This is a genomic window from Streptomyces sp. NPDC093568, assembly GCF_044764945.1.
Taxonomy (GTDB): domain Bacteria; phylum Actinomycetota; class Actinomycetes; order Streptomycetales; family Streptomycetaceae; genus Streptomyces.
The window spans coordinates 20,097-38,353 of the sequence record NZ_JBIWJD010000020.1; the positions used below are offsets into that span (position 1 = coordinate 20,097).

18 protein-coding genes and 1 pseudogene are annotated in these 18,257 nt (G+C 69.5%); 13 read left to right on the forward strand and 6 right to left on the reverse strand.

The features are described from left to right. Positions 1-9 precede the first annotated feature (9 nt). The 5 genes from ACIRD7_RS40150 to ACIRD7_RS40170 all read left to right on the forward strand — a co-directional run bounded on the left by ACIRD7_RS40150 (position 10) and on the right by ACIRD7_RS40170 (position 6,042). Positions 10-1,026, forward strand: a complete 1,017-nt coding sequence (locus ACIRD7_RS40150; protein WP_403461017.1) for a DNA-directed RNA polymerase subunit alpha — start codon at positions 10-12, stop codon at positions 1,024-1,026. 1,378 nt (positions 1,027-2,404) lie between these two features. Continuing rightward, the gene (locus ACIRD7_RS40155; protein ID WP_403461019.1) at positions 2,405-3,013 is read left to right on the forward strand and encodes a hypothetical protein; all 609 of its coding nucleotides are present in this window, start codon (positions 2,405-2,407) and stop codon (positions 3,011-3,013) included. A 13-nt stretch (positions 3,014-3,026) separates the two neighbouring features. Next, complete coding sequence (locus tag ACIRD7_RS40160; RefSeq protein WP_403461021.1) at positions 3,027-4,367, forward strand: Dyp-type peroxidase; 1,341 nt, start codon at positions 3,027-3,029, stop codon at positions 4,365-4,367. Between the two features lie 27 nt (positions 4,368-4,394). Beyond that, the gene (locus ACIRD7_RS40165; protein WP_403461023.1) at positions 4,395-5,483 is read left to right on the forward strand and encodes a catalase family protein; all 1,089 of its coding nucleotides are present in this window, start codon (positions 4,395-4,397) and stop codon (positions 5,481-5,483) included. 58 nt (positions 5,484-5,541) lie between these two features. Continuing rightward, positions 5,542-6,042 (forward strand): LmeA family phospholipid-binding protein, encoded by a 501-nt coding sequence (locus ACIRD7_RS40170; RefSeq protein WP_403461025.1) that lies wholly within the window; start codon positions 5,542-5,544, stop codon positions 6,040-6,042. On the opposite strand, the gene ACIRD7_RS40175 is transcribed toward ACIRD7_RS40170, so the two are convergent. Beyond that, positions 6,003-6,638, reverse strand: a complete 636-nt coding sequence (locus ACIRD7_RS40175) for a TetR/AcrR family transcriptional regulator (RefSeq protein WP_403461027.1) — start codon at positions 6,636-6,638, stop codon at positions 6,003-6,005. The genes ACIRD7_RS40170 and ACIRD7_RS40175 overlap by 40 nt on opposite strands. A 134-nt stretch (positions 6,639-6,772) precedes the next feature. Between ACIRD7_RS40175 and ACIRD7_RS40180 the strand changes: the two genes are divergently transcribed. From ACIRD7_RS40180 to ACIRD7_RS40215, 8 genes and pseudogenes are all read left to right on the forward strand, one after another. Next, entirely contained in the window at positions 6,773-7,918 is a 1,146-nt protein-coding gene (locus ACIRD7_RS40180) for a VOC family protein (RefSeq protein WP_403461028.1), read from the forward strand. A 29-nt stretch (positions 7,919-7,947) separates the two neighbouring features. Beyond that, positions 7,948-8,886, forward strand: a complete 939-nt coding sequence (locus ACIRD7_RS40185) for a fumarylacetoacetate hydrolase family protein (RefSeq protein WP_403461030.1) — start codon at positions 7,948-7,950, stop codon at positions 8,884-8,886. Positions 8,887-8,905: 19 nt separating this feature from the next. Next, on the forward strand, positions 8,906-10,489 hold the full coding sequence (locus tag ACIRD7_RS40190) for a bifunctional 3-(3-hydroxy-phenyl)propionate/3-hydroxycinnamic acid hydroxylase (RefSeq protein WP_403461032.1): 1,584 nt from the start codon (positions 8,906-8,908) through the stop codon (positions 10,487-10,489). Next, positions 10,486-12,465, forward strand: coding sequence for an acetoacetate--CoA ligase (locus tag ACIRD7_RS40195; RefSeq protein WP_403461033.1), 1,980 nt, complete (start codon positions 10,486-10,488; stop codon positions 12,463-12,465). The genes ACIRD7_RS40190 and ACIRD7_RS40195 overlap by 4 nt, the downstream gene beginning before the upstream one ends. Continuing rightward, positions 12,462-12,806: a DoxX family protein gene (locus tag ACIRD7_RS40200; protein ID WP_403461035.1), complete on the forward strand. Its 345-nt coding sequence runs from the start codon at positions 12,462-12,464 to the stop codon at positions 12,804-12,806. Before ACIRD7_RS40195 ends, ACIRD7_RS40200 begins: the two co-directional genes overlap by 4 nt. A 226-nt stretch (positions 12,807-13,032) precedes the next feature. Beyond that, positions 13,033-13,233 (forward strand): annotated as a pseudogene (locus tag ACIRD7_RS40205) (hypothetical protein); the annotation flags it as partial. A 340-nt stretch (positions 13,234-13,573) separates the two neighbouring features. Further along, on the forward strand, positions 13,574-14,494 hold the full coding sequence (locus tag ACIRD7_RS40210; protein ID WP_403461036.1) for an NADP-dependent oxidoreductase: 921 nt from the start codon (positions 13,574-13,576) through the stop codon (positions 14,492-14,494). A gap of 381 nt (positions 14,495-14,875) precedes the next feature. Then, positions 14,876-15,004: a hypothetical protein gene (locus ACIRD7_RS40215; RefSeq protein ID WP_403461037.1), complete on the forward strand. Its 129-nt coding sequence runs from the start codon at positions 14,876-14,878 to the stop codon at positions 15,002-15,004. Positions 15,005-15,292: 288 nt separating this feature from the next. Here ACIRD7_RS40215 and ACIRD7_RS40220 read toward each other — a convergent pair whose 3' ends face one another. From ACIRD7_RS40220 to ACIRD7_RS40240, 5 genes are all read right to left on the reverse strand, one after another. After that, entirely contained in the window at positions 15,293-15,934 is a 642-nt protein-coding gene (locus ACIRD7_RS40220) for an MMPL family transporter (RefSeq protein ID WP_403461082.1), read from the reverse strand. 189 nt (positions 15,935-16,123) lie between these two features. Beyond that, complete coding sequence (locus tag ACIRD7_RS40225) at positions 16,124-16,699, reverse strand: MFS transporter (RefSeq protein WP_403461038.1); 576 nt, start codon at positions 16,697-16,699, stop codon at positions 16,124-16,126. Positions 16,700-16,835: 136 nt separating this feature from the next. Continuing rightward, on the reverse strand, positions 16,836-17,006 hold the full coding sequence (locus ACIRD7_RS40230; RefSeq protein WP_403461040.1) for a hypothetical protein: 171 nt from the start codon (positions 17,004-17,006) through the stop codon (positions 16,836-16,838). 80 nt (positions 17,007-17,086) lie between these two features. Beyond that, positions 17,087-17,881, reverse strand: a complete 795-nt coding sequence (locus tag ACIRD7_RS40235; protein WP_403461042.1) for an SDR family oxidoreductase — start codon at positions 17,879-17,881, stop codon at positions 17,087-17,089. Continuing rightward, on the reverse strand, positions 17,782-18,216 hold the full coding sequence (locus ACIRD7_RS40240) for a MarR family winged helix-turn-helix transcriptional regulator (RefSeq protein ID WP_403461043.1): 435 nt from the start codon (positions 18,214-18,216) through the stop codon (positions 17,782-17,784). The genes ACIRD7_RS40235 and ACIRD7_RS40240 overlap by 100 nt, the downstream gene beginning before the upstream one ends. Between the last annotated feature and the right edge of the window lie 41 nt (positions 18,217-18,257).

An 18,257-nucleotide genomic window follows, 5' to 3' on the forward strand; every position in this document is an offset into this window, starting at 1 on the left:
CTACATCACGTGCTGATCGCTCAACGTCCCTCGTTGACCGAAGAGGTCGTCGACGAGTTCCGCTCCCGGTTCGTGATCGAGCCGCTGGAGCCGGGCTTCGGCTACACCCTCGGCAACTCCCTTCGCCGGACCCTCCTGTCCTCGATCCCGGGTGCGGCGGTCACGTCCATCCGTATCGACGGCGTGCTGCACGAGTTCACCACCGTGCCGGGCGTCAAGGAGGACGTCACCGACCTGATCCTCAACATCAAGCAGCTGGTCGTCTCCTCGGAGCACGACGAGCCGGTCGTGATGTACCTGCGCAAGCAGGGTCCGGGTCTGGTCACCGCCGCCGACATCGCGCCCCCGGCCGGTGTTGAGGTGCACAACCCCGACCTCGTCCTCGCCACGCTCAACGGCAAGGGCAAGCTGGAGATGGAGCTCACGGTCGAGCGTGGCCGCGGTTACGTCTCCGCCGTGCAGAACAAGCAGGTGGGCCAGGAGATCGGCCGTATCCCGGTCGACTCCATCTACTCGCCGGTTCTGAAGGTCACGTACAAGGTCGAGGCCACGCGTGTCGAGCAGCGCACCGACTTCGACAAGCTGATCGTCGACGTCGAGACCAAGCAGGCGATGCGTCCGCGTGACTCCATGGCCTCTGCCGGTAAGACGCTGGTCGAGCTGTTCGGCCTGGCCCGCGAGCTGAACATCGACGCCGAGGGCATCGACATGGGCCCGTCCCCGACGGACGCCGCCCTTGCCGCGGACATGGCGCTGCCGATCGAGGAGCTGGAGCTCACCGTTCGGTCGTACAACTGCCTCAAGCGTGAGGGCGTGCACTCCGTGGGTGAGCTCCTGGCTCGTTCCGAGGCGGACCTCCTCGACATTCGCAACTTCGGTGCGAAGTCCATCGACGAGGTCAAGGCGAAGCTGGCCGGCATGGGCCTGGCCCTGAAGGACAGCCCGCCCGGATTCGACCCGACCGCCGCCGCCTTCGGCGCCGACGACAACGGGGATGCGGGTTTCGTGGAGACCGAGCAGTACTGAACGCTTCTCTTCGCCGGGGTCGCGGGGGGCCGATGGTGGGGAGACGGCGTAGCAGACGATTGCACCCCCTTCCCCGAGAGGGGGTGTTTCGGCAGCCAGCCTCAGACGAACCCTGAATCACTCGATGTCGCGCACAGGCGCGATCAGCCAAGTTGCGGAGTCTGTTGCTCGACCGCAGTGAGGGCGCCGCGACCGAGCGAATCTACGGCCGGATTCTGGCGCAAGGATTCGGCCTGGGCGCCGACGGAGTGGGCCTGAAGGTGTGGCAAGGGTGGCTGGCGCTGATCACCCGGCCGCGGGAACGAGTCCCATGGGGAGCGTCTTGTGGGCGCTGATACCGCTGTTCACGCCCGGGCTGCTGACGAGATGGGCGTTCACCGACGCCGCTCACGTGGCCTCGCCGCCGGCGCCGTGGTGGGTTGCGGGTGCGGGCGGCGGGGAGGCCACTGTTGAACGGCACTGAACAGTTCAGTTGCGCACGACAGAGTTCAGTGGTCAGTTCACTAGCGCAGTGAACTGTTCAATGCCGTATCTAGCATCGTGGAGCGGATGAGGCTCCCGGACGTCGCGCCGCGCGGGAAGTCGGGTTGCCCCCGGAAAGCCGCGCGGTGCAGCGCGCCGAGGAATGTGCGCATATCCGGCATGGCCTGCGGGCCGCAGAGCAGGGTCTCCCACAAAGTGGCGAAAGGCCTCACCCCAGGTCCACCAACCACTCCGAGGACGTCGCGCCGTTCAGGTCGCGAGGAACCGGAGCTGCTCGACGATTGACTGACCGCCCGCGGCTTCTGAAATCGATGACTGTGCATAAAGCGGTCACACCCACGCCAGGGAGCGGCCACCCCTCGCGTCGGCCAAGACGCGGACAGCTCAACTACGCCGTCCCGAAGTCTTCCAGCTCCAGCGATGCGTGCGCTGCTGCAACGCCGAGGCCGACAGCCCGCACGGAGACATCGTCGCTCTTGCCCTCGACACCTGGCTCCGATCCAGGCTGCACCAGGCAGCCTGGCCGGTCCGGTCCGGTCCGGGCTGGGCTGGGCTGGGCTGGGGCGCGAAGACGTCGGCGACGTCGGACGCGGGATCGAAGAGGATGCGCGGTCCGGAGAAGTGATCCGCCATCGGGAACTCCTTCGAGTGATGGACGTGTCGGGGTGCACCACCATGAGGCGGGGTGACTCACAGAGCGGCCGTGAGTCACCCCGCCTCATAGTTGTATGGGCCACGCGAGTGGCGCGTTGACAAGCCGGAGGAGTGCACTGATGATATAATCAGTCATGCGGAGATGGTCAGAATAGGGGTCTCTTCCCGCTTGCACACCATCTCACCAAGGCCTATTTGTGGCGGTATGCGAAGTATCGCCACACCCGTCAGGAGAGGCGCCATGAGCGAAAACGCCCTGCATGCGAAGTTCCAGCAGTTCCCCGAAGCCGTCCGCGAGAGGGTGGACGCCGCGCTCTCGGACGCCAAGATCGCCCTCAAGCTCAAGGCCGCCGAGATCCTCGCCGACAAGGAGGAGATGGCCGAACACGCCGTCACCACCGCCGGCCGGATAGGCGCCAAGAGCGGTGAGGTGTCCGAGCTGACGACGATCCTGCCGCTGAAGCCGAACGGCGCCGAGCGGCTGCGGAAGTTCTTCGGCCTGGTCGGCGGGAACCTGGCGGGCGCCGGTCAGGTCGGCACCCTGCACAACATGCGGTTCGTGTTCCTCGACAACGACACGAAGCTACTGTTCGCGACCGCCTTCGACGGCGAGTGGGACCCCTACATCGACGACTTCGCCACCAAGATCCCCGAGTTCATGGACTACCTGTTCAGCAACGTCGAGGGCTGGCCCGGCATCACCTCGCCGGACGTGAAGGACTTCATCGTCAAGTACCAGATCCCGGCCGAGGCGTGGTTCGTCGCCCACCCCAACCTCACCGTCGCTGAAGGCCACCGGCTCAAGCGGCAGGAGGCCGCCGTGCAGCGTTTCCTGTCGGACCTCAACTGAAGGCAGGCACGCCATGCCTTCCCCGCTGTTCCGGCGGCTGCGCCGACCGCCCACCCTGGACCTCGACGACATCCAGGCGACCCTGCTGCGGGCCCGGCCCGAGCCTTACTTCGGCACCCACGCGATCCTGGAGATCACCGAACCGGCCGCGGGCAGGGAACTGCTGCGCCGGCTGGCCCCTCGGGTGACCTCGGCGGCACGCTGGGACGAACCGCAGCCGTCCTGGCTGGCCCTCGCCCTCAGCTACCAGGGACTGGTCGCACTGGGGCTGCCGGAGGCCTCACTGGCCTCCTTCCCGGCCAACTTCCGCGCCGGGATGGCGGCCCGCGCCGAGCGGCTGCGGGACACCGGCGTGAACGCGCCGGACCGCTGGGAGTTCCCCTTCGGCACCCCGCGCGTGCACGTGGCCGTCACGGTCTACGCCGCGAGCGAGGACGACTGGCGGGCCGAAGTCGCCGCCTACGAGAAGGAGTTGGGCGAAGTCCCGGGCGTCCGGCTGCTGTCGCACCAGGACTTCGCGGCCGACGGGTTCAACGTCTTCGGCTACCGGGACGGCTTCAGCCAGCCGGTGGTCGAGGGCAGCGGCGCCGAACCCCTACCCGGCGACGGACGGCCCATCAAGGCCGGGGAGTTCGTCCTCGGCTACCCGAGCGAGACCGGTGTGCCGCTGCCCGTGCCGGCTCCGGATGTCCTGGGCCGCAACGGCACGTACGTCGTCTTCCGCAAGTACCACTCCCACGTCGCGGCCTTCAACAAATGGCTGCACGACAACGCCTCCTCCGAGGCTGAACGCGAGCTGCTGGCCGCCAAGTTGGTCGGCCGCTGGCGCAGCGGCGCACCACTCGCCCTGACCCCGGAGCGCGACAACCCCGCCATCGGTGAGGACCCGAACCGGATCAACGACTTCGACTACGCCGCCGACCCGCGCGGGCTGCGCACCCCGCTCGGCTCCCACATCCGCCGGATGAACCCGCGCGACACCAAGCTCACGGTCCTCAGCGACGTCAACATCCGCCGCATCATCCGGCGCGGCACCTCCTACGGCACCCCCCTGCCCCCGGACCGCCTCAAGGACGACGGCCGGCCGCGCGGCCTGGACTTCATCGCCCTCGGCGCCCGAGCCATCGACAACGTCGAGTTCCTCCAGAGCGAATGGGTTGGTTCCGGCAACTTCATGGGCCTGGGCAAGGAGAAGGACCCGATGATCTCGCTCCAGGACAAGGGTGCCTACTTCACCGTGCCCGGGACCCCGCCTCGCCGGGTGCAGAACATCCAGTCCTTCAACACCCTCCTCGGCGGCGAGTACTTCTTCATGCCCAGCCTGTCCGCCATCCGCTGGCTCAGCAGCAACTGACCCCCACCTCGCGCGGAGACACTCCCCATGACCTCGTACGTCCGCTACAGCCCCGACCTCGAGCAGCCCTTTCCGGACGAGGACGAACTCGTCCGCCAGGTCGTCGCGGCCATGGGCAAGGCCAACCAGCAGGTCGCCGACAAACACCGGCACGGCCTGCGCGACGCCCACGCCAAGAGCCACGGCGTCCTCGCCGGCGAGCTGCGCATCCAGCCCGACCTGCCCGCCCACCTCGCCCAGGGCCTCTTCGCGGAACCGGTCACCTACCCGGTGATCGTCCGCTTCTCCTCCGCCCCCGGCGACCTGCGCTCCGACCAGGTGCCCGTCCAGCGCGGCCTCGCGATGAAGGTGATCGGCGCCCTGGGGCCCCGCGCCCTCGACGACGGCTTCACCACGCAGGACTTCCTCCTCGTCAACCACCCCACCCTGCCCTTCGGCAACATCGCCGAGTACGCCAAACTCCAGGACCTCCTGGAGAAACAGCCCGGCCAGAGCGACCAGCAGCTCCAGCTCACCGGCGCGGCCGCCCGCGTGGCCGCCAAGGCCCTCACGCGCGTCGGACGTCCGCTTCCGCCCGCCGTCGAGACCCTGGCCGCCGCCAACGACCACATCCTCGGCGAGACCTTCCACTCCATGGCCGCGCTGCGCTACGGCGACCACGTGGCGAAGATGTCCGCCGCGCCCCGCTCGGCGAACGTCAGGGCCCTCACCGGCAGCCACGTCGACAAGAAGGCCGGCGAGTCGGCTCTGCGCGACCTCGTCGTCGACTTCTTCGCAGACAACAGCGCCGAGTACGACATCCGTGCCCAGCTGTGCACGGACATCGACCGGATGCCGGTGGAGGACGCCTCGGTCCTGTGGCCCGAGGAACTGTCACCGCACCAGACCGTGGCCGTGCTGCATCTGCCCGCCCAGGACGCCTACAGCGACGCCCGCCGCCGCTACGCCGACGACGTCCTTTCCTTCAGCCCCTGGCACGCCCTGGAGGCCCACCGCCCGCTGGGCTCGATCATGCGCTCCCGGCGCGCCGCGTACCCCGCCTCCAGTCACTTCCGGCACCGCTTCAACGGCATCGAGCCGCAGGAGCCGTCCGACATCAAGGAACTGCCCGCCTGATTCCCCCCTGTCCAGGCCGACCGATTCCGGATTCAGCCGCGGATCGGTCGGGGCCTGCATGCCAGAACGGAGAAGTCCGTTCTCCGTTCCGCTTCTTCGAGGCTCGGGAAGCGCCGACGAGGCTCACGCGGACAGCGTCACGGCGACCGCGTTCCATTCCTACGCCGACGGGTCGAGCGCGCTCGGCGTGCAGGTGTCGCAGGGCGAGGAGTCCGGCCGGGTCGACGCGACCGCGAGTCTGCCGCTCGTCGGCGACGTGACCGTGAGCGCGGCCGTCTCGGCGGCGAGCGGCAACCGCATCGCCTTCACGGACGTACAGGCGGAGCGCGGTGAACTGCTCCCCTGGCTGAAATCACTGCTCGACAAGGCCCTGGACCAGCCCATCACGCTGCGGAACATCCCCGAGGGGCTGCGTCTGCGGTCGGTGACCACCACCGAGGACGGGATCGACGCCCGCTTCACCGGCCACTCGGTCACGTCCCGCCCGGACTCGTCGTCGAGTGCCTGGAGGCAGGGCGGTCAGTCGAGGTCGGGCAGCGGGCGCCGGGCCACCTCGTGAGCGTCGTCCGCCGACAGACCCAGCATGCGCAGCACCATCTCGGCGAGGTTGACCGCCGCCTCGTCGCCGTCCACCTCGGGGCGGGCGAAGCGCAGCTCCACCAGGGACAGCAGGGTTCCGCCCAGTGCGGACAGGGCGACCACGGGGTCGAGGGCGGTGAAGCGGCCGGAGGCGATGCCGACCTGGAGGTCGCGCAGGGCGCGTCGGGCCAGGCCGTTGTCCGAGTGGATGTGGCCGAGGCCGCGGCGGCGCAGGACCTGCATCAGCTCCGGGTGGGAATCGGCCATCCGGGCGCTGAGTCGGAAGCCGGCCGCGAGGAGTTCCGCCGGGTCGTCGATCCCGGTCAGCCGCTCGTCGAAGGCCTGACCGAACTCCTCCAGGGCATCCACCACTGCCGTCTCGAACAGCTCCGCCTTGGAGTCGAAGTGGTTGTAGAAGGAGCCGAAGCCCACGTCCGCGCGCTCGGCGATCGCCTGGATGCTCGCGCTGGTGTCACCGCTCTCGGCGAGTATCTCCCGGGCCGCTCGCACGAGAGCTCCACGGGTCTCTGCGCGACGCCGCTCGAACCGGTTGCTGGGCGGGGCTGACGTAGACATGCGCAGAGTCTAACCGCCGGGCGACGGGGATCGCAGTCCTGATGGATTCATCATTTCCTGCCGCGAACACCTTGACGACAGAACTGTCACAGTTGATGATTTCCTCATTACGGCAATGTTGCTCGGAGGGCACCATGTCTGAAATCCGCGTCAACGGGGCCGACGTCATCACGGCCCATCAGGACCTCCACAGCGAGCAGGGCGCCCTGCGGGGCGAACACCCCGGTCGCTCCCGGAACCCGGTGATCAAGGTGGCCGACCTGGCCTGGCTGGAGTTCCAGAAGCCCGATCTGGACCGGGCCGAGGTCTTCGCCCGGGACTTCGGGTTCCAGATCGCGGCCCGCACCGACTCCGAACTGTGGCTGCGGGGCACTTTCGGCGGCTCGCCCTGCATGGTGATCCGGCGCGGCCGCACGTCCCACTTCATCGGTCCGGCGTTTCGCGCCGCCGAGCGGGGCGACCTGGACCGGCTGGCCCGCGCCACCGGATCGTCCGTGCGGGACTCCGACGTTCCCGGCGGCGGCAAGGTGGTCGACCTGCTCGACCCGTCGGGCTTCCCGGTCCGGGTCGTGCACTGCGGCGAACAGCTCCCGGCACTGCCGGAACAGCGACCGCTGTTGCTCAACTTCGGCACCGATCACCGTCGTACGAACGCCACGCAGCGCCCGCCGCGCGAGCCCTCGCGCATCCAGCGTCTCGGCCATGTGGTGCTGGAGACACGGGTGTTCGGCCAGGCCCTGGACTGGTATCTGGACACCCTCGGGATGATCGTGTCCGACTTCCTGTTCCTGGACGGGCAGCGCGGGCGCGGTCCGACGATGGCGTTCATCCGCTGCGACCTGGGCAGTGTGCCGGCCGATCACCACACGTTGGCGATGCATCTGGGGCCGGGCACCGGATACGTCCACTCGGCCTACCAGGTCACGGACCTGGACTCGATCGCCGCCGGTGGTGAGTACCTCAAGGAGCGTGGCTACAAGCGCAGTTGGGGCATCGGCCGGCACATCCAGGGCAGCCAGCTCTTCGACTACTGGCGTGACCCCGACCACTTCATGCTGGAGCACTTCGCCGACGGCGACCTGTTCTCCTGCGACGTCGAGCCCGGCTGGGCGCCGATGTCGACCAGCGGGCTCGCCCAGTGGGGCCCGCCCGCGACGCGTGACTTCCTCGGCGCCAGTCCCTCCCCTCAGCGCGTCCGCGACGTCATCCAGGCCCTGCGCGGCGACAACGAGATGGACCCCGCGCGCCTGCTCGGCCTGCTCAAGGCCGCCTCCTCCTGAACCCCCGGCTCCTACACAAAGGCACTGACATGAGTACCGATGTCCTGCGTACCGCCGACGGCTGGTGGGTCGTCCGCGGTGACCACGCCGTCCCCGTCGACACCAAGGCCGCCACCACCGCCGAACTGCTCGCCGACCGGGACGCCGTGCGAGAGGCGGCCCGCTCGGGTGAGGCGGGCACTCCCGTCGCCGACCTGGTGGCCCTCTCGCCGGTCACCACCCCCTGCCGGGTCGTCGCCCAGATGGTCAACTACCGCAGCCACGCCCGCGATTCGGGTTTCAAGGGCGACATCCCACCCGCCTTCTTCCGCAAGGCCTCCGGCTCAGTCAGCGGCCCGGGCGACGCCGTCGTCCGCCCCTCCCACGTGAAGTTCCTCGACTACGAGATCGAACTCGGGCTCGTCATGGGCGCGCCGCTGCCAGTCGGCACCGTTGTCGAGGAGCGGGACCTGCCGGCGTACGTCGCCGCACTGGTGATCACCAACGACGTCAGCGCCCGTGAGGTGCAGCTGACGAAGACGCAGTTCTACGAGAGCAAGTCGTACCCCACCTTCACGCCCACCGGCCCGCACCTCACGCTGCTGGAGCCGGAGGACTTCGCCCATCTCCTCGATCTGCGGCTGAAGTTGAGCGTCAACGGTGAGCTGCGGCAGGACCGCACCCTGGCCGACATGATCGTCCGTCCGGCGCAGGCACTCACCCTGTTGGCCCGATTCCAGACCCTGGACGCCGGCGACCTGCTGCTCACCGGCACCCCCGGCGGCACCGCCCTGAAGGCCCCGCCGAAGGCCGTCGAGAAGATCGGCGCGCTGCTGCCGCCCGCGCTGAAGTGGAAGGCGTTCTTCAAGAGCCAGGCGAAGAACCCGCACTACCTGCACCCGGGCGACGTGATCACGGCGACGATCGCGACCCCGGACGGCCGCATCGACCTCGGCGAGCAGCGTACGCCCGTCGCGGCCGCGAACTGACACCCGAGGTGAGCCGCACATGACCGTCGATGAAGCCGCACGTGTGCCCGTCGTGATCGTCGGGGCCGGGCCGGTGGGCGTGACCGCCGCCCTCCTCCTGGCCCGGCGCGGAGTCCGCAGTGTCGTCCTCGAACGCCACCAGGACATCTACCCGCTCCCCCGCGCCGTCGCAGGCGACGACGAGATCCATCGCATCCTCCAAGCCGCGGGCGTCGGCGAGGAGTTCACCGCAATTTCCCGCCCGGCGGGCGGGCTGCGGCTGCTGGATGCCCGGCACCGGGTGATGGCCGAGTTCCAGCGCTCCCCGCACGGCCGCCACGGCTACCCGCAGACCAGCATGTTCGACCAGCCCGGGCTGGAACGCGTGCTGCGCGACGCCCTGGCCCAGCGCCCGGAATGCGAACTGCGCGCCGGCGTGGAGGTCACCGGCGTCGGCCCGGACACCGCCGGCCCGGTCCGGGTGACCTACCGTGACGAGGACGGCGGCGAGCATGAGCTGTGGGCCGACGCGGTCCTGGGCTGCGACGGCGCCAACAGTCTCACGCGCGAGGCGATCGGCGGCGCCTGGGAGGACCTGCGCTTCGAGGAACGCTGGACGGTCATCGACGTCGATACGACGGGCCCCGTCCGTTGCTGGGAGGGGGTCGACCAGGTCTGCGACCCGGTCCGGCCGGCCACCTTCATGCGCGTGAGCGAGAACCGTTACCGCTGGGAGTTCCGGCTCGGCGAAGGGCGGGAGACGGTCCGTGAGCTGGTCGCTCCGTGGCTGCCGTCCTCGTACGACGGTGACTTCGAGGTCGTCCGCGAGACGCAGTACACCTTCCGGGCCCGGGTCGCCGACCGCTGGCGCAGCGGCCGGGTCTTCGTCCTCGGTGACGCCGCGCACCTGACCCCGCCGTTCGTCGGGCAGGGCCTGTGCTCGGGACTGCGGGACGCCTACAACCTCACCTGGAAGCTCGCCCGCGTCCTCCTACAGGGCGGCGATGAACGGCTGTTGGACACCTACGAGAGCGAACGCAGGCCGCACGCCCGGCATGTGGTCCGGCTGGCTGTCGCCATGGGCTGGGCGATGACCGGCGGTCAGGACGGCGCCGCCGCGATCCGCCGCCGGGCGCTGGCCGCCGCCTGCCGGGTACCCGGCCTGACCGAGCTGGCCGGCCGCGACCTCAGCCCGCCCCTGACCGCCGGGCCGCTGGTGCGGCGCGGGGTCCGCCGGGGCCTGGCGGGCACGCACTGTCCGCAACCGTGGGTGAGCGTCGGTGGACGGCCTACCCGGCTCGACGACGTGCTCGGAGACTCCTTCGCCGTGCTGACCGCCGCCGAGCCCGGGCCTGCGCTGACCGCGCTCGCCCAGGGCCTCGGCGTGCCCGCGGTCCCGGTGGCCGACCTCGGCGACGACGGCACCCTCGCCGCCTGGCTGCGCGCCGGCCGCGCGGACGCGGTCCTGCTGCGGCCCGACCGCGTCGTGATCGACGTCGTCCCCTCCGGTGGCCGCGACTTCACGTCGACCGCCGCCTTGGCCTCCCTGCTGCACACCACTCGAAGCCCTGTTCCTGCCGAACGGGCGGCCCCGAAAAGCCTGTTGAGGAGCACCACACGATGAGTACGTCGTATCCGGACCCGTTCTTCACACCCGATCCAGAGACAGCGGCGACCAGCCGTATCGCGGACTTCGCCCGCTACGTCGGGGTGGATGGCACCGACTATGCCGCCCTGCATCGCTGGTCGGTCACCGACCTGGAGGACTTCTGGGGCGCGGTGTGGGAGTACTTCGGCATCGACGCCAACACCCCCTACGAGCAGGTCCTGGCCGAGGAGACCATGCCCGGCGCCCGCTGGTTCACCGGCGCCACCCTCAACTACGCCCACCACGCCCTGCGCAACCTCCGCGACGACGACGCGGCGATCCTCGCCCTCGACGAGACCGGCTCCGGATACGAGGTGACCGGCGCACGGCTGCGTGCCCTCGTGGCCTCCATCGCCGCCACCCTGCGCGACCTCGGCGTCGGCAAGGGCGACCGGGTCGTCGGCTACCTCCCCAACACCCCCCACGCCATCGTCGCGTTCCTCGCCGCGGCGAGCCTGGGTGCCGTGTGGTCGGTGTGCGGGCAGGACTACGCACCCAAGGCGGCCGCCGACCGCTTCGCCCAGCTCGAACCCACCGTGCTGATCGCGGCCGACGGCTACCTCTTCAACGGCACCACCCACGACCGCCGCGACGCCGCCCTCGAACTGGCCCGCGCGCTACCAACGTTGAAGGCGACCCTGCTGGTGGACCACGTGGGGCTGCCGTGGCAGTCGCAGGCCTACCCGTCGCTGGTGATTCCCTGGGAGGACGCCTCCACCCGAACCGAGCCACTCACCTGTGTACCCGTGCCGTTCGACCACCCCCTGTGGGTCGTCTTCTCCTCCGGCACCACCGGTCTGCCCAAGGGCATCGTCCACGGCCACGGCGGCGTGGTGCTGGAACATCTGAAAATCCTGTGCCTGCACTCGGACTTGGGCCCCGGCGACCGTCTGCTCTGGTACACCACCACCCACTGGATGATGTGGAACCTGGTCGCCTCCACCCTCCTCACCGGTGCCACGACCTGCACCTACGACGGCAGCCCGGCGCCCTTCGCCAAGCTCGACGTCCTGTGGGAACTGGCCGCCCGCCACCGGGTCACCGTCTTCGGCACCAGCCCCCAGTACCTGCTGGGCATGGCCAAGTTCGGCATCGACCCGTCCGCGCACGACCTGTCCTCGATCCGCGTCGTCGGCTGCACCGGCTCCGCCCTGCCCGCCTCCGCCTACCCCTGGGTCCGCGACCACGTGGGCGAGGACGTCCTGCTCGCCTCGATCAGCGGCGGCACCGACGTGGTGTCCGGCTTCGCCGGCAGCGCCCCCAACACCCCGGTCTGGGCAGGCGAGTTGTCCGCGCCGCACCTGGGTGTGGCGCTGGCCGCGTACGACGCCGAGGGCTTCCCCGTCATCGACCAGGTCGGCGAGCTGGTCGTCACCCGGCCCATGCCCTCGATGCCGCTGTACTTCTGGAACGACCCCGACGGCACCCGCTACCGCGACGCCTACTTCTCCTCCTACCCCGGCGTGTGGCGACACGGCGACTGGATCACGGTCACCGGGCACGGCTCGGTGATCATCCACGGCCGCTCCGACTCGACGCTCAACCGCAACGGTGTACGGCTCGGCAGCGCCGACATCCATGACGTCGTCGAACGTCTCCCTGAGATCGCCGAGGCGCTGGTCATCGGCGCGGAGGAACCGGACGGCGGCTACTGGATGCCGCTGTTCGTGGTGCCGGCGGCCGGTGTCGAGCTGGGCGACGCCCTGCGCGACCGTATCCGCGACGCGATCCGCACCGGCGCCTCACCCCGCCATGTCCCCGACGAGATCCTCGCAGTGCCGGGCATCCCGCACACCCGCACCGGCAAGAAGCTGGAGGTCCCGATCAAGCGACTCCTCCAGGGCGCCCCGGTCGAGCAGGTCGTCAACCCTGCCACCGTGGCGGACCCCGATCTCATCGACCACTACGCCCGGCTGGGCACCGAGCGACGCAAGGGCAGGTCCACCTCATGACAACGGTGCTTGCCGTCGCCCTGTCCCTGGTCTTCCTTCCGCTGGGACTTGCGAAGCTCGCCGCGGCGCCAATCATGCGCCAGGCGGCGGCCCATCTCGGCATGTCGGTCCGCCTCTATCGCGTCGTCGGCGCGCTGGAGGTGGCCGGGGTCGCCGGTCTGCTGACGGGTCTGACCTGGACGCCACTGGGCGTAGCCGCCGCCACAGGCCTCGCCCTGCTGATGGCCGCGGCAGCGGTGGTCCACCTGCGCCACGGTGACCCACCGCCCCGGGCCGTCCCGGCGGCCGTACTGGCCCTGATCTCCTTGACGTACGCGGCAACGGCGATGGCTGCCGGCTGACGCGTCCTGTACGGCCGGGCACGGGCGGCCTCCTGTGAGGGTGGCGGCCGCCCCTCCCCGGCTCCGCGCGGGCTGCCATCGCACACTGGCCTCCCCCTCCCCCCGAGGCCGGGCGGCCCGCGCCGACGTCCGGGGCTTGCGAGACGGCTGGGCTCGGCAGGCCCCGGACGTGACACCCCGCTCCCGGGGATGTCAGTCGCCCTCGGAGGCAGTGGCGGGCGTCTCGCTCGAGGCCCTCGCGGACCGGGGGCGGCTCGGGCAAGGGCCGCTGACCTGCCAGGAGATGGCCGCAGCGTTTGGCATGGACGTGGTGCCGGCCCGGGTGGAGGCGCTGCGGTCGAAGGCGAAACGCCTGGTCGCGCGGGGCTGGCTGGCCGAGCCGGCGCCGGGCCGGTTCATGCTCGCCCGCGGTGGGGCCGGGCCAGGAGCGGCCCCCGGAAGGGGACGGCCCGCTGACGTCGTGCATGCCGCGCGCACAAAGCCGCGGCTCAGACGCCCGCCGTGCGCCCGCGGCGCCCAGCCCCCAAGTGGCCCACTGGAACTGGGTGCAAGTGGCCCAGATGTTTGGGCTGCTTCCCTCCTACAGTCGGAAGCGTCATCGCGACGGCACCTGTCAGCCGTGCTGCGTCCGCCGCTGTGCGCGTTTGCCGGGCGGGCGAGCGCTGGAACTGGTCATGGCGGGCGTTCGGCTTCCTGTGGGCCGGTGCCTGCGCCCATCAGGCGCGGCTGTGGCCCCCCTGAACGTCCCCTACGCAGAGGAACCTCTCATGCAAGCCATCACCGTCCAGGACCGTGACGCCGGTGTCAGCGGCCTGGCCCTCTCGGACCTGCCCCACCCGTACGCCGCCGAGAACGACGTGATCGTGGAGGTCCACGCCGCCGGATTCACCCCCGGCGAGCTCGACTGGCCCAGCACCTGGACCGACCGGGCCGGCCGTGACCGCACCCCCAGTGTGCCCGGCCACGAGCTGTCCGGCGTGGTCACCGAGCTCGGCTACGGCACCACCGGCCTGACGGTCGGGCAGCGCGTGTTCGGTCTGACCGACTGGACCCGCAACGGCTCGCTGGCCCAGTACACAGCCGTCGAGGCCCGCAACCTCGCCCCACTCCCGGCCGATGTCGACCACGTCACGGCCGCCGCGCTGCCCATCTCCGGGCTCACCGCCTGGCAAGCCCTGTTCGACCACGCCCACCTGAACACCGGCCAGAGCGTCCTCATCCACGGCGCCGCGGGCGGAGTCGGCTCCCTCGCAGTGCAACTGGCCCGCGAAACCGGCGCCCGGGTGATCGGCACCGGCCGGGCCGCCGACCGCGACACCGCCCTCGAGCTGGGCGCGGACGTCTTCGTCGACCTCCAGGCCGAGAAACTGGAGGACATCGGCGAGGTCGACGTCGTGTTCGACGTGATCGGCGGCGAGATCCTCGAACGCTCCACCGCACTGGTCCGCCCCGGCGGAACCCTGGTCACCATCGCCGAACCGGTCACCGTCCACCCTCACGACGGGCGAGCCATCTTCTTCGTCGTCGAACCCGACCGGACCCGCCTGGCCGACCTCGCCCAGCGCCTGCGGGACGGCCGCCTCAAGCCCATCATCGGCGCCGTCCGCCCACTCGCCGAAGTAGCCTCCGCGTTCGCGCCGGACAAGCGCACCCCCGGCAAGACAATCATCCGTGTCACCGAAGACTGAGCCAAAAGGCCCCCGCAGTCCTGCGTGCCAGAGCGTGTCTGTTTGATGGGTTGGCCCGTTGAGCTGATCCACTGCGTGGGCGGCGGTAAGCCGATCACCGCCGCACCCTTGAGATCATCACCCTTGGCGCAGGAGTCGTCGGACCTTCGCCGCGGTGAACTGGTGCGACCGCAGTCTGCGGGTGGGCCCCCGGTCGGCTGCCGCGCGAGGTCGGCTCAGCCTGGAAGTTGTACGACACGATCAAGGTCGACCGCCCGGGCACGTTCCAGTACGAGTGCTCCTGCGACAACGCTTACACGCTCAACGTCGGCTCGGGTCATCAAGGGCGATAACCCTTCCGATGGGACGGCCTGGTGCGACGGCCAGGTCTGGCTCCGTGTGATGGGTGGCAACTTGGGCGAGTGGCGCAACGACGCAACGGAGGTCAAGCTCACCAGCCCCAGCGGGATGTTCCGCTGGGCGTACATCAAGGGCTGCAGCAACTGCTACACCTACATCTTGTACCCGTAGGTTGTACCGGACTTTGAGCGGGCCCACGTCACCGACGGCGACGGGGCCCGCACGCATGGAACGACAAGGCACCGGTATGGCCAGCGAACGGCGAACTCACCGGCGTCGGCGCCATAGGCGTTGTGTTGGGTGGCGATGCCACCGTACGCGCACCGGTGACCGCGGCGAGGCTCCGGTACGTCGGAGTGCTGGACGCGCAGGGCGGCCTCATGCGCGGCCGACAAGTCCCCTGTTCCGAAGAGCACGTGGGTGCGCGAACAGCGCCTATGGCACAGGCTTTGGGGAGGGCTATCCGACTGGAGTGAGGTCCTTGGGTTCTTCGGCCTCGGTGAGTCCGACGTGGTCGTGGCGGCGGCGCAGGGGGCCGGGAGCGGTCCAGGCGTGGCGGCCGAGGAGTCGCGTTGCGGCCGGCACGAGGATGCCGCGGATCAGGAGGGCGTCGAGAAGGATGGCCAGTCCGCAGCCGAGGCCGAACATCTGCAGGAAGCTGACCGAGGCGGTGCCGAAGGCGAAGAAGCTGACCGCGAGGAGGACGGCTGCGGTCGACACGATCCGTCCGGTGCGCGCCAGTCCTTCGGTGACGGCGCTGAAGGTGGTGGCGCCGCTGTCGTGCAGTTCCTTGATGCGGCTGGTGAGGAAGACTTCGTAGTCCATCGACAGGCCGAAGGCGATGCAGAACAGGGCCACGGTCATCGCTGTGTCCATCGGGCGCGGGGTGAAGCCGAGCAACGAGGAGAGGTGGCCGGCTTGGAAGATCCACACCATCGTGCCGAGGGCGGCGGTCATGCCGAGGGCGTTGAGGATGAGGGCCCTGAACGGTTGGGCGATGCTGCCGGTGAACAGGAAGAGCACGATCAGTGTGGTGAGTGCGATCAGGCCGTGTGCCGAGTGTCGACCCGAGCGCGACGGAGACCGCGACCGGGAACAGATGGACGCCGGCCGACAGAGGGCTGTATCCGCGGACGAACTGGAAGTACTGCGTGATCAGGAAGATGAATCCGAGCAGCGTGAAGTACGCGATGGTGACCGAGGCGCTGGCGGCGCTGAAGCGCATGTCCTTGAACAGTCGCACGTCGAGCATCGGTTCGGGAGCACGACGCTCGGCGACGACGAACACGATCAGCAGGACCAGGGCCCCGGCGAAGCCGCCGAGCGACGCTGATGACGCCCAACCGCGGTTCGGGGCCTCGATGATGGTGTAGACGAGCAGCCCCATGAAGCCGCGGACAGGACCAGACCCGCGAAGTCCAGGCGGCGCGGGACCGGGTTCCGCGCACCTGGGACGCACAGCGTCACCAGAACGACGACGATCGCGGACACCGGGCCCAGAAGATAGAAGATGCTCGACCAGCTGAAATGCTCAAGCAGGAACCCGCCCACGATCGGCCCGAGCGCGATGGCGATCCCGGCCGTCGCGCCCCACAGGCCGATGGACAGCGCCCTCTCCTTGCGGCTGGTGAAGGCGCCGGTGAGCAGCGCGAGCGTGGCCGGGAACACCATCGCTGCGCCCAGGCCCATCACCGCCCTGGCCGCGATCAGCTCCGCCGAGGAGCCGGCGTAGCCGCCGACGAAGCTCGCCACACCGAACACCAGCAGGCCGGCCATGAGCATGCCCTTGCGACCGAACCGGTCCGACAGGCTCCCCGAGGCCAGCAGGAGCGCGGCGAAGACGAGATTGTAGGCTCCACCACCCACTGCAACTGCGTGTTGGAGGCGCCCAACTCCCGGGACAGCGTCGGGAGCGCGACATTGACCAGCGTGGTGTCGAGGTTGATCAGGAACGACGCCAGGAGGAGCGCGACCAGCAGCAGCACCCTCGACGACGTACGCGTCATGTACCGGCGTCGCTTCGTCGGCCCGGGTATCCCGCGATCGTCTCGTGATAGGTCGTCCCGCTGCTCATCCTGAGCAGCCTGGCGATGCGCCGCTTGGTCAGAGCGGTTGCGATCAGGTCGCCGATGCGGGGCGACAAAGCCTCGCCGAGCAGCAGCATGTTCGCCATGCGCGGCAGCACTACACGTCGCTTGCCTTGCCGGACTGCGGCCACCACAGCTCGGGCCACTTCGTCCGCCGACAGGGGCGTCATGTGCCGGAACGGCGCGGCATCTCCGCCTCCTTCGCCTCCCGCAGCAGATCAGTGGCGGTGAGCGCCGGATAGATCACCGATACGCGGATCCCACCGCCGACCACCTCCTGGCGGAGGCTGTCCGAGAAGGCAGAAACCCCGTGCATGACGATCGCGTACGAGCCGAATCGGGTGAAGGCCTTGCGTCCCATCACGGAGGACATGTTCACGATCGCCCCGGAACCTTGGCGCCGAAGCACCGGCAGCACGGCCTGCGTTACGTTGATCATGCCGAAGAGGCTCGCCCGCATCGTCTGACGAACGTTGTCCTCGAACGCCGCCGACTCGACAGAGCCCACCTTCCCGATCCCGGCGTTGTTCACCAGCACGTCGATCCGTCCGAACCGGTTCACCGCGGCGTCCACCAGAGCCGTCACCGCTTCGGGGGAGGTCACGTCCGTCGGGATTACCAGCGCTTCCGAGCCCAGAGCGCGAACTTCACCCTCGACCTCAGCGAGCCCCTCGGCCGAGCGGGCCGCAAGAACCAGCAGTGCCCCCTCCCGGCGAACGCCAGCGCAACGGCTCTGCCGATTCCTCGAGATGCACCCGTGATCAGTACGACCCTGTTTGCAAAGGAGACATTCATGGCAAATCCTCTCGTTGTATATACAACATTTGCGCGTAGAGCGGGCCGCGGACCGACCCCTAGGCGTTATGCGCGTGGCGGATAGCCCATGTCGCTCGCAATTTCCTGGACCGCCGTCACGCCGGCCCCCAGAAGCCGAGCAGCCTGCTCCTGGGCCTGCCGCCACGCCGGCATCACGGATTCGATCTTGGCCCGACCGGCACCGGTCAGCACCACTTCGCGCATGCCCTTCGCGTCGGACACCGCGGCCTCGACCCACCCCTGCTTCAGCAGCAGATGCAGGTTCCGGCTGACCGTGGACCTCTCCAGCTGGAGCACCTCACCCAGCCTGGCCGGCGGACACGGGCCCACCTTGCCCAGAGCGGCGAGCAGGTTGACCTGGGCAATCGTCACCCCGTGACGCTCAAGGGCGCCATCGTAGAGACCGGTGACCGTCCGGCCTATCAACCGGATACGCACCGCCAGGCAGTCCTGCACGATTTCATCGACCGAGGTACCCACCCCTCCAATGTTGTATCTACACCAACCTCATGTAAAGTGCT